Genomic DNA, 10,516 nt, shown 5'->3' with positions numbered 1-10,516 from the left:
AGTCGACGTGGGAGTAGTGGCGGGTGGGGGTGTTGTACTCGACGTGGGCGGTGTTGATGGTGATGCCGCGGGCCTTTTCTTCGGGGGCCTTGTCGATCTGGTCGTAGGCCAGCTTCTCGACCGTCGGATCAGCCGCTGCCGCCGTGAAGGTGATCGCCGCGGTCAGCGTGGTCTTGCCGTGGTCGACGTGCCCGATGGTCCCCACGTTCACGTGGGGCTTCGTCCGCTCAAACGTTCCTTTTGCCATGTTCTTTGCTCCTCCAAGCGGTGGGCCCATGCCGGTTCGCCCCTTTGGTCGGGTGCGGGGGCAGGGTCCACATTGGGTTGATTCCCGCCGGGGCCCTACCCTTTGCCAGGGCTGGCCTCACGGCACGTTGCGCCGACGCTTTTCAGCGCACCGAAGGCATAGATTAGCCCAAAAGGAGGGAGAAGGCAAGTCTAGTCGGGTGAGGCAGCACCGTACCACACAGGGAAAGCGGGGCCGTCCACCCCTGCGGACAGCCCCTCCTCCGGGGTACCGGGCTTCCTACCGGCCCGTTTGCACCAGGGCGCTTCCACCCCCCGCACGCACGGGCTCAGCCGCCGCCGTCACCGTGCCGTCCGCGTTGAAGCCGATGGCCGTCAGCCTCCCAATTTGCGGGGTGGGCGCCCACCTGTAGCCCAGCGCCGCCAAACCCTGGGCGAGCGGCGCGTTCTCGCCTCCCAGGTCCACCCCGGTCGTCGCCGCGTTGCGCTGGGAGAAGCGGGGAACCGTGAAGGCTTCCGCGAGCGTCCGCTTGCGGTCCAGGACGTCGAATAGGGTTTGCAGCACCGTGGTGATGATCGTCGAGCCGCCCGGGCTGCCCAGCGCCATCACGGGCCGGCCCTCCCGGAAGACGAGGGTGGGGCTCATGCTGGAGCGCGGCCTCTTGCCCGCCTCGGGGACGTTGGGGTGGGGCGCCACCGGGTCGAAGTCGGTCAATTCGTTGTTGAGGAGGAAGCCGTGGCCCGGCACCACCATCCCGTTGCCGCCGATGGACTCGATGGTGAAGGTGTAGGCGACGATATTCCCGTCCCTGTCGCTGACGGTGAGGTGGGTCGTGTCGTTGCCCTCGAAGCCCGCGGGGGCGGGGCGCAGGGGCACGCTGGGGTCGGCCTGGAACTTGAAGGGGTCGCCGGGCGGGACGGAGCCGGGCGCGGCCTGGGCGCCGATCAGGGCCCGGCGCTCGGCGGCGAACTCCCGGCTGAGCAGCCCGTTTCTCGGCACGTCCGTGTACTCGGGGTCGGCCATGTACGCTCCCCGGTCGGCGAAGGCGAGGCGCGAGGCTTCGAGGTACTTCTGGTACGCCTCGGTCTCGCTCAGGGCCGAGAGGTCGTAGCCCTCCATGATGTTGAGCGCCTCGGCGATGGTCAGGCCACCGCTGGAGGGGGGCTGCATCCCGTAGATCGTGTAGCCGCGGTAGGTGCTCACCACGGGCGGGCGGAGGCGGGCCTCGTAGTTGACGAGGTCGGCGGTCGTCATGTTGCCCCTGCGGACGTTGAGGGTGTTGCCCTCGGCCACGGGCGGGTTGTTGACCGTCGCCGCGATGGCCTGGGCGATCTCGCCCGTGTAAAAGCCCGCCGCCCCCTGCCGGGCAATCGTCTCGTAGGTGCGGGCGAGGTCGGGGTTGTTGATCCGCCTGCCGAGGGCGGGGACCTGTCCGTCCGGGAGATAGAGCGCGGCAGTGCTCGTGAAGGCGCGGAAGCGGGCCTCGTTCTCCTGCACCTGGCCCCGGTAGTTCTCGTCCACCAGGAAGCCGTAGCGGGCCGTCACGATGGCCGGGTTGAGCACGCGGCGCAGGCTCAGCGTGCCGTAGCGCGACAGCGCCTCCTGCCAGCCCCTCACCGTGCCGGGCACCCCCGCCGAGAGGCCGCTCGTCACCCGTTCGCCAAAGGGAATGGGCTGCCCGTTCTCGATGAAGACGGTCGGCGTGAACGACGCCGGGGCCGCCTCGCGGTGGTCGATGGTGACGACGCGGTTCTCCCGCGCCAGGTAGATCACCATGAAACCCCCGCCCCCGATCCCGCAGGAGAAGGGCTCGGTCACACCCAGGGTCGCCGCCGCCGCGACCGCCGCGTCCACGGCGTTGCCGCCCGACTCCAGAATCCGCATGGCCGCCCGGCTCGCGTCGAGGTCCACCGTCGACACGGCCCCGCCCGTCCCGGTCGCCAACGGCACCTTGTTCCCCGCCGATCCGGTCTGCGCCTGCCCCATGCCCCCCAGCAGCAAAGCGGCCCCCAGCAACACCACGCCTCGTCTCATGTGTGCCCCCTCTCCCCTCTTTGTGCGAGGGGATCACCATAACAAAGCCGCCGCCCGGGGAGGGCGGCGTGTGAAGGTTCGGGCACCCGGCTAGCGGCCCGTGTACCGCTGCACGTCGCGGTCGAAGGCGCCGATCAGCATGAAGATGCCCAGGATGGTGCCGAAGGGGAAATTGAGCAGGAAGAGCACCCCGAGCACGATGCTGACGACCCGGCCCCAGGAGCGGCCCTCCAGCACCGCCCGGCGCGTGAAATACAGCAGCAGCACAAAGGCCGCCGTCAGCGCGAAGGCCACCCACAGCACGGTCGTGACCGCCTCCGGGGGCAACGCGACCGCCTGCCCCCCCGTCTGCCGCGCCGTCTGGGCGAGCAGCTCATTCACGAAGCCGCCCGCGAAGGGCAAAAAGAGCAGGGACAGGCCGTTGAGCACGAGCTGAACCAGCAGGGGCACGGTGATGAAGGAAAGGCGCTGGGGCCGGGAGACGGGTGCGGTCATACCCGCAGCCTAACGTGCCGGGCGAGGCGCGACAAAAAGCCGGAGCAAAGAGCGGGGGCCGCCCCCACCGGAGACGGCCCCCGAACCCCCGAAAGGGCTTACTTCTTCATGAGCTGCTGGGCGAGGTTGTTCGGCACCTGGCTGTAATGGTCGAAGAACATCGAGTAGCTGGCGCGGCCCTGCGTCATGGAGCGCATGTCGGTCGCGTAGCCGAACATCTCGGAGAGGGGCACGAACGCGCGCACGATCTGGGCGTTGCCGCGCGCCTCCATGCCCTGAATCTGCCCGCGGCGGGAGTTCAGGTCGCCGATGATGTCGCCCATGTAGTCCTCGGGCACCGTCACCTCGACGCGCATGATGGGCTCCAGCAGCGCCGGGGCGCCCTTTTGCACGGCCTCCTTGAGGGCCATCGAACCGGCGATCTTGAACGCCATTTCGCTGGAGTCCACCTCGTGGTACGAGCCGTCGTAGAGGCTGACCTTCATGTCCACCACCGGGAAGCCGAGCATCGGCCCCGACTGCATGGCCTCCTCGATGCCCTTTTGCGCCGGCGCGATGAACTCGCGGGGCACGGTGCCGCCCACCACGATGTTCTCGAACACGAAGCCCGCGCCGGGCTCAAGCGGCTCGGCCTTGATCTTGACGTGGCCGAACTGCCCGCGACCGCCCGACTGGCGGACGAACTTGCCCTCCACGTCCACCGCCCGGGTGATCGTCTCGCGGTACGCCACCTGGGGGGCGCCCACGTTCGCCTCGACCTTGTACTCGCGCCGCAGGCGGTCCACCAGGATTTCGAGGTGCAGCTCGCCCATGCCCGAAATGGTGGTCTGACCGCTCTCCTGGTCGGACTCGACGCGGAAGGTCGGGTCCTCCTCGGCGAGCTTCTGGAGCCCGACGCCCATCTTCTCCTGGTCGGCCTTCGTCTTGGGCTCGATGGCGAGCTTGATGACGGGCTCGGGCACGTCGATGCTCTCCAGCAGCACGCGGTCCTCGCCGTCGGCGATCAACGTGTTGCCGGTGCCCGCGTCCTTGAGGCCGATCACGGCGCCGAGTTCCCCGGCCCTGAGTTCGGTGACCTCCTCGCGGGAATTGGCGTGCATCTTGAGCAACCGGCCCACGCGGTCACGCTTGTCCTTGGAGGCGTTGTACACGTAGGAGCCCGACTGCATGGTGCCCGAGTAGACGCGCACGAAGGTCAGGCGGCCCACGTAGGGGTCGGCCATGATCTTGAACGCCAGCGCGGCGAGCTTGCCCTCGGGGTCGGCGGGGAACTCCACCGTATCCTCGCTGTCCTCGAGCTTGCCGCGGATGGCGGGCACCTCGAGCGGGCTGGGCAGGTAGTCGATCACGGCGTCGAGCAGGAGCTGCACGCCCTTGTTCTTCAGCGCGCTGCCGCACAGCACCGGGAAGATGCGCTGGGCGATCGTGCCCTGACGCAGCGCGGCGACGATCTCCAGGGCGGTGGGCTCTTCGCCCTCGAGGTACTTCATCATCACGGCCTCGTCCACCTCGGCGGCGGCCTCGATGAGAGAAGCGCGCATCTCGGTCACCTTGTCCGCAAACTCGGCGGGCACGTCGTGCTCCTGGATCTCGGTGCCCAGGTCATTCGTGTACGTGTACGCCCGCTGACGAACGATGTCGATGATGCCCTTGAACTCGTTTTCCTCGCCCATCGGGTACTGCACGGGGGCCGGAATCGCGCCCAGTCTCTCGCGGATGTCGTTCAGCACCAGCTCGAACGAGGCGCCCGTCTTGTCCATCTTGTTGGCGAAGGCGATGCGGGGCACGCCGTAGCGGTCGGCCTGACGCCACACCGTCTCACTTTGCGGCTCCACGCCCTGCGAGGAGTCGAACACCGCGACCGCGCCGTCGAGCACGCGCATGGACCGCTCGACCTCGATGGTGAAGTCCACGTGGCCGGGCGTGTCGATGATGTTGACGGTGTACTCCTGGTCGGTGCCGGAACGCTTCCACTTGGCGGTCGTGGCGGCGGCGGTGATCGTGATGCCGCGCTCGCGCTCCTGCTCCATCCAGTCCATCGTGGCGGCGCCGTCGTGGACCTCGCCGATGTTGTGGGTGCGCCCGGTGTAGTACAGGATGCGCTCGGTGGTCGTGGTCTTGCCCGCGTCGATGTGCGCGGCAATCCCGATGTTGCGGAAGTGGGTGAGGTAGCTCTGGGCTTTGGTGGTCATAAGACTCCCTATTCTCGTGGATGACGCCCTCGCGTCACCGTGAGGTCGAGCGCTCGCCGGGCAGCGAAACGGGACAGCGGGCAAAAAAGCCGCTGTCCGGTCACGCTCTTCAGCGGTGGGCTCGCCTTACCAGCGGTAGTGCGCGTAGGCGCGGTTGGCTTCCGCCATGCGCTCCACGTCGTCTTTCTTCTTGATCGAGCCGCCCCGGCCCTGCGCGGCGTCCATAATCTCGCCCGCGAGGCGCTCGATGGCGGTGCGCTCGGGACGGCCCTCGGTCGCCGAGAGCATCCAGCGCAGCGTCAGGCTCTGCTGGCGGCGGACGCTCACCTCGACGGGCACCTGGTAGGTCGAGCCACCGACGCGGCGGCTGCGGACCTCGACCCGGGGCTTCACGTTGTCGTAGGCCTGCTTGAAGACCTTGAGCGGCTCCTGGCCGGTGCGCTCCTGCACGAGGCGGCAGGCCCCGTAGAAGATGCGGCTGGCGAGGTTCTTCTTGCCATCCCGCATGATGCGGTTGATCATCGCGCTCACCAGCACGTCCTGGTACACCAGGTCCGGCTGGATGGGGCGCACTTCTGCTCTGCGGCGACGTGCCATGCTTTGCTCCTTATTCCCTGACTCGGTACATGGGCCTCACCCCCGGGGGGACGGCCTGATTCCGCGTTGCGGCGGGGGCCTGTTGCTCCCCCGCCTACGCATCGGCGGGGTCTTACTTCTTCTTGCCGGCGGCGGCAGCGGCGCCCGCCTTGGGCTTTTTTGTGCCGTACTTGCTGCGGCTCTTGTTGCGGTCCTTCACGCCCTGGGTGTCGAGCGAGCCGCGCACGATGTGGTAACGCACGCCGGGAAGGTCCTTGACGCGGCCACCGCGGATCAGCACGACGCTGTGCTCCTGGAGGTTGTGCCCCTCGCCGGGAATGTAGGCCGTGACCTCGAAGCCGCTGGAGAGCCGGACGCGGGCGATCTTGCGCAGCGCCGAGTTGGGCTTCTTGGGGGTCGTGGTCTTCACGACGGTGCACACGCCGCGGCGGAAGGGGCTCCCCTTGAGGGCCGGAACCTTGCTCTTCTTGGGCTGGACCGCGCGCCCCTTGCGAAGCAGTTGTTGAACGGTAGGCAGGGCAATCACTCCTAGTCTTGACAGAGAAGTCTTGTGCGAAGTCCCGCCCACTCCTGGGGGCAGGCACGGGTTGGAGGGCCTGGGTCTGGTGGAACCTGGGGCCCGAGGTGATCGACGCGCCGTGCCTTGGCCGTCAGCATCGGCCATCATCAGGGATGGGAAGCGGCGCGCGTGCCGAAAAACCTCCCGGTGCAACCCTGTCCCGGTCAGTTTTCAACCTGAGGAGTATACCCCGCCGCGCATGGGCAGCGCAAGAACGGCGATTGTGTCAGAGGGCGTCTGACCTCTGGCTCCCCCCGGAGAGGGGCGACCCGCCGGTCAGCCCTCCTCCACCCTTCCGTCCTCGTGGACCCGCAGGCGGGGCGTTCCGAGGGGGAGGGCGAGGGTGAGCGTTCCCAGATACGCCTGCATCCGCTCGGGCATCTCGGAGAGGTGGAGAGGCGTGCGGGGCACGGCGACGAGGCGGTAGAGGCGCGGCTCGCCGGGCACATGGTCGTAGACGTAGGCTCCGCGGCGCTGGGGCGGCGTCAGGTGGTCGTCGAAGCCGCCCGACGGGGCGTTGGGCTCCTCGCGCTCGGGGCGGGTGTCGATCCAGACGTGGACCGCCTCCAGGAGTTCTTCCGACGCGAGCACCGCCTCCGGGACGTGGGGATCGCCCGCCGCCATGAACTGCGCGACGCGCCCCTGCCCGTCGGTGGCGAACCAGTCGAACTCGACCCCCGCGATCTCCTCGCGGGTGATGACCGTGTGACCTTCCGTGAGACTCATGCCGTTCCTCCCACCGCGAAGGCCGCCGCGACGACCTCGCGCGCCTCCGCCATGACCTGCCTCAGGTGGCCTTCGCCCTTGAAGCTCTCCGCGTAAATCTTGTACACGTCCTCGGTGCCGCTGGGGCGAGCGGCGAACCAGGCGTGCTCGGTCGTCACCTTCAGGCCGCCGATGGGCTCACCGTTGCCGGGGGCGCGGGTGAGTTTGGCGGTGATGGGGTCGCCCGCCAGGGTGGAGGCCGTCACCTGCTCGGGGCGGAGGTTGGCGAGCACCCTCTTCTGCTCGGAGTTGGCGGGAGCATCCTGACGGTCGTAGGCGGTGGAGCCGTACTTCTCCTTCAGAGTGGCGAACCGCTGAGAGGGCGTCTGGCCCGTCCTCGCGGTGATCTCGGCGGCGAGGAGGCCGGGGATGAGGCCGTCCTTGTCGGTGCTCCACGCGCCGCCGTTCAGGCGCAGGAAGCTCGCGCCCGCCGACTCCTCGCCGCCGAAGCCCAGGGAGCCGGTGAGGAGGCCCTCCACGAAGTATTTGAAGCCGACGGGCACCTCGACCAGCCGTCGCCCGACCCCCGCCGCCACCCGGTCGATCAGGGCGCTGGAGACGAGCGTCTTGCCGACCCCCGCGTCCGGGCTCCAGCCGGGACGGTTCTGGAAGAGGTAGTCGATCATGACGGCGAGGTAGTGGTTGGGGTTCATCAGCCCGCCTTGCGTCACGATGCCGTGGCGGTCGGCGTCGGGGTCGTTGCCTACGGCCACGTCGTAGTCGTCCTTGAGCGCCAGCAGGCTCGCCATCGCCCAGGGGCTGGAGCAGTCCATCCGGATCTTGCCGTCGCGGTCCACGGTCATGAAGGCGAAGCGGGGATCGACCTGCTCGTTCACGACGGTGAGGTTGAGCCCGTGCTCGGCCTTGATCGCCTCCCACACGGGCAGGCTGCTCCCGCCGAGCGGATCGACGCCGAGGCGCACGCCGCTCTCGCGGATCATGGCGAGGTCCACGACCTGATCGAGCTCGGAGACGTAGGGCGCGATGAAGTCGAAGGGATCGAGGCCCGCCAGCGCGTCGTCGAGGCTCACCCGTTTGACCTCTCTCAGCCCGCCCTCCAGGATCGCGTTCGCCCGGTTCTGCACGGCCTTTGTGACGTCGGTGTCGGCGGGGCCGCCGCTGGGGGGGTTGTACTTGAAGCCGCCGTCCTGCGGGGGGTTGTGGCTGGGGGTGATCACGATGCCGTCCGCCGTGCCCCCCGGCCCCGCCCGGTTGTGCCCATCCCGATTGTGACGGAGGATCGCGTGGCTGACCAGAGGCGTCGGCGTGAAGAAGCCCGGCTGGGCGCGCACCCGCACCCCGTTCGCCACGAGAACCTCCAGCGCCGTCATCCACGCGGGCTCGCTGAGGGCGTGGGTGTCCAGCCCCATGAACAGCGGCCCGGTGATCCCCGCCGAGGCCCGGTGCTCGGCGACCGCCTGGGCGACCGCGAGGATATGCGCCTCGTTGAAGGTGCCGTTCAACGAGGTGCCCCGGTGCCCGCTCGTGCCGAAGGAGACCCGCTGCGCCGCGTTTCCGGGGTCGGGCCGCGTCTCGTAGTAGCGGGCGACCAGGCGGGGAATATTCGTCAGGAGGCTTTGCGGGGCTCTCTTGCCGGCGAGGTCGCTGAGGGTCATGGGGGCAGTTTAAGCAGCGGGGCGCGGGCGGGCCCTCTTCGGGCAAGACAGCGTGAATACGGACGCGGAAGGGCCCGGCCCTCCCCTGTTACCCTGACGCCATGCGGGAATTCCTGAACGACTGGTGGCGCCTGCTCAAGTTGATCATCGGCTCGCTGGCGATTCCGGTGATCCTGTGGCTCGTGCTGGTGTGGGCGGGCGTGCTGCGCTGAGCGGTGCCCCGCGGCGGGTGACAGGCTGGAACCGTTCCCAGCGCCGTCCATTTCCGGTGCGTGATACGGTCCGGGCATGACGGGGAACACCAAGAGGGCGGGCGCGACACCGAGGACGGAGAGTTTCGAACACGCGCTGGTCCTGGAGACCGCGCGCGTGACCGAGGGGGCCGCGCTCGCCGCGAGCCGCTGGGTCGGGATGGGCGACAAGAACGCGGTGGACGGCGCGGGCACCGAGGCCATGCGCGAACTGCTCAACTCGCTCGACATCCGCGGCACCGTGGTGATCGGCGAGGGCGAGATGGACGAGGCGCCCATGCTCTACATCGGCGAGCAGCTTGGCACCGGGCAGCACGAGGTGGACATCGCCGTGGACCCGGTGGAGGGCACGGTCGTCACCGCCAAGGGGCTGCCGAACGGCCTGGCGGTCATCGCCCTGTCCGAGCGCGGCGGGCTGATGCACGCGCCCGACTGCTACATGGACAAGCTCGTCGTGCCGCCCCCCGCCGCGGGCCGGGTGAACCTCGACTGGCCGGTCGAGGCCAACCTCAGCGTCCTCGCCCAGAGCCTCGACCGCGACGTGGAGGACCTGCTGGTCACCATCCTCGACCGCGAGCGGCACACCGACCTGATCCAGAGGGTGCGGGCGGCAGGGGCGCGGGTGAAGCTGATTGGGGACGGCGACGTGGTGGCGAGCCTCGCGGTGGGCGTGCGCGGCACGGGCGTCCACGCGCTGATGGGCTCGGGGGGAGCGCCGGAGGGGGTGCTCAGCGCGGCGGCGATGAAGTGCCTGGGCGCGGAGATCCAGGGCCGCTTCATCGCCGAGGACGACGCGATGCGGGAGCGTTTCCGGTCGATGGGCGTGGACGAGGAGCGCGTCTACAAGACGAACGACCTCGCCCCCGGCTCGCAGATCGTCTTCAGCGCGACCGGCATCACCTACGGCGAACTCCTGAGCGGGGTGAGGCGCTTCGGCGGTGGGGCCAGGACCCACACCCTCGTCATGGGCTACGCCTCGCGCGTCGTGCGCTTCATCGACTCCGTGCACCTTGAAGACGACGGCGCGCGCGTGACCATCCGGGTCTGAGGGAGTCATGCTCGCCGCCTCGAAGCTCGACCTTGGGAGATTCACCGATCATTTAACGTTGAATAGGCTGGGGCTGGGAGTTAGGGTGGGACCATGACGAACCCGACTCCGGTCCGCATGACGATCCTCTACTACTCGACCTACGGGACAAACCACCAGATGGCGGAGGTGGCCGCCGAGGCCGCCCGCGAGGCCGGGGCGGAGGTGCGCGTGGTCAAGGCGCGCGAGACGGCCCCGCAGGAGGTCGTCAACTCCCAGGACGCCTGGAAGGCCCAGCAGGAGCGCACGGCGCACGTGCCGGAGGCGACCCCCGCCGACATGGAGAACACGGACGCCATCATGATCAGCACGCCCACCCGCTGGGGCGGCTCGGCGAGCCAGCTCCGGGTGTTCATCGACACGCTGGGCGGGCTGTGGGCGTCGGGGGCGCTCGCCGACAAGACCTTCAGTTGCATGACGAGCGCGCAAAACCCCAACGGCGGGCAGGAGACCACCCTCCAGACCCTCTACGTGATGGCGGCGCACTGGGGCGCGATCATCGTGCCCCCCGGCTACACCGACCCCGCCATCTTCGCCTCGGGCGGCAACCCCTACGGCGCGAGCGTCACGGCGGGCGGCCAGCCGCTGAGCGAGGAGGACAAGGCCTCCATCCGCCACCAGGCCCGCCGCCAGGTCGAGATCACCCGCAAGCTCAAGGGTTGAAGCGAGGGTC

10 protein-coding genes are annotated in these 10,516 nt (G+C 69.0%); 2 read left to right on the top strand and 8 right to left on the bottom strand.

The genetic code is table 11. The features are described 5' to 3' along the window. From A7B18_RS09605 to pgm, 8 genes are all read right to left on the bottom strand, one after another. On the bottom strand, positions 1–247 hold a 247-nt coding region (locus A7B18_RS09605; RefSeq protein WP_245872813.1), incomplete at its 3' end, for a GTP-binding protein. A gap of 279 nt (positions 248–526) precedes the next feature. After that, on the bottom strand, positions 527–2,281 hold the full coding sequence (gene ggt / locus A7B18_RS09600) for a gamma-glutamyltransferase (protein ID WP_102126467.1): 1,755 nt from the start codon (positions 2,279–2,281) through the stop codon (positions 527–529). Between the two features lie 90 nt (positions 2,282–2,371). Further along, complete coding sequence (locus A7B18_RS09595; protein WP_102126466.1) at positions 2,372–2,776, bottom strand: hypothetical protein; 405 nt, start codon at positions 2,774–2,776, stop codon at positions 2,372–2,374. Positions 2,777–2,874: 98 nt separating this feature from the next. Continuing rightward, positions 2,875–4,968 carry an elongation factor G gene (fusA, locus tag A7B18_RS09590; RefSeq protein WP_102126465.1) on the bottom strand — a complete coding sequence of 698 codons (2,094 nt, stop codon included), beginning with the start codon at positions 4,966–4,968 and terminating at the stop codon, positions 2,875–2,877. Positions 4,969–5,094: 126 nt separating this feature from the next. After that, on the bottom strand, positions 5,095–5,565 hold the full coding sequence (gene rpsG, locus A7B18_RS09585; protein ID WP_102126464.1) for a 30S ribosomal protein S7: 471 nt from the start codon (positions 5,563–5,565) through the stop codon (positions 5,095–5,097). 112 nt (positions 5,566–5,677) lie between these two features. Continuing rightward, on the bottom strand, positions 5,678–6,082 hold the full coding sequence (rpsL, locus tag A7B18_RS09580) for a 30S ribosomal protein S12 (RefSeq protein WP_102126478.1): 405 nt from the start codon (positions 6,080–6,082) through the stop codon (positions 5,678–5,680). 318 nt (positions 6,083–6,400) lie between these two features. Further along, entirely contained in the window at positions 6,401–6,850 is a 450-nt protein-coding gene (locus tag A7B18_RS09575; protein ID WP_102126463.1) for a hypothetical protein, read from the bottom strand. Then, positions 6,847–8,505 carry a phosphoglucomutase (alpha-D-glucose-1,6-bisphosphate-dependent) gene (gene pgm / locus A7B18_RS09570; RefSeq protein WP_102126462.1) on the bottom strand — a complete coding sequence of 553 codons (1,659 nt, stop codon included), beginning with the start codon at positions 8,503–8,505 and terminating at the stop codon, positions 6,847–6,849. The genes A7B18_RS09575 and pgm overlap by 4 nt, the downstream gene beginning before the upstream one ends. Positions 8,506–8,793: 288 nt before the next feature. Here pgm and glpX point away from each other — a divergent pair, with 288 nt between their 5' ends. Beyond that, positions 8,794–9,804, top strand: coding sequence for a class II fructose-bisphosphatase (glpX, locus tag A7B18_RS09565; RefSeq protein WP_102126461.1), 1,011 nt, complete (start codon positions 8,794–8,796; stop codon positions 9,802–9,804). Between the two features lie 93 nt (positions 9,805–9,897). Continuing rightward, positions 9,898–10,506, top strand: a complete 609-nt coding sequence (gene wrbA, locus A7B18_RS09560; RefSeq protein ID WP_102126460.1) for an NAD(P)H:quinone oxidoreductase — start codon at positions 9,898–9,900, stop codon at positions 10,504–10,506. Positions 10,507–10,516 lie beyond the last annotated feature (10 nt).

Source organism: Deinococcus planocerae (genome assembly GCF_002869765.1).
GTDB lineage: Bacteria > Deinococcota > Deinococci > Deinococcales > Deinococcaceae > Deinococcus > Deinococcus planocerae.
This window is presented reverse-complemented; position numbering and strand designations above follow the sequence as displayed.

Bases quoted from the DNA above. Each gene is read 5' to 3' on its own strand.
- wrbA (WP_102126460.1), top strand. From the start codon at position 9,898: ATGACGAACCCGACTCCGGTCCGCATGACGATCCTCTACTACTCGACC.
- A7B18_RS09575 (WP_102126463.1), bottom strand. From the start codon at position 6,850: ATGAGTCTCACGGAAGGTCACACGGTCATCACCCGCGAGGAGATCGCG.
- A7B18_RS09595 (WP_102126466.1), bottom strand. From the start codon at position 2,776: ATGACCGCACCCGTCTCCCGGCCCCAGCGCCTTTCCTTCATCACCGTG.
- ggt (WP_102126467.1), bottom strand. From the start codon at position 2,281: ATGAGACGAGGCGTGGTGTTGCTGGGGGCCGCTTTGCTGCTGGGGGGC.
- rpsG (WP_102126464.1), bottom strand. From the start codon at position 5,565: ATGGCACGTCGCCGCAGAGCAGAAGTGCGCCCCATCCAGCCGGACCTG.
- pgm (WP_102126462.1), bottom strand. From the start codon at position 8,505: ATGACCCTCAGCGACCTCGCCGGCAAGAGAGCCCCGCAAAGCCTCCTG.
- glpX (WP_102126461.1), top strand. From the start codon at position 8,794: ATGACGGGGAACACCAAGAGGGCGGGCGCGACACCGAGGACGGAGAGT.
- fusA (WP_102126465.1), bottom strand. From the start codon at position 4,968: ATGACCACCAAAGCCCAGAGCTACCTCACCCACTTCCGCAACATCGGG.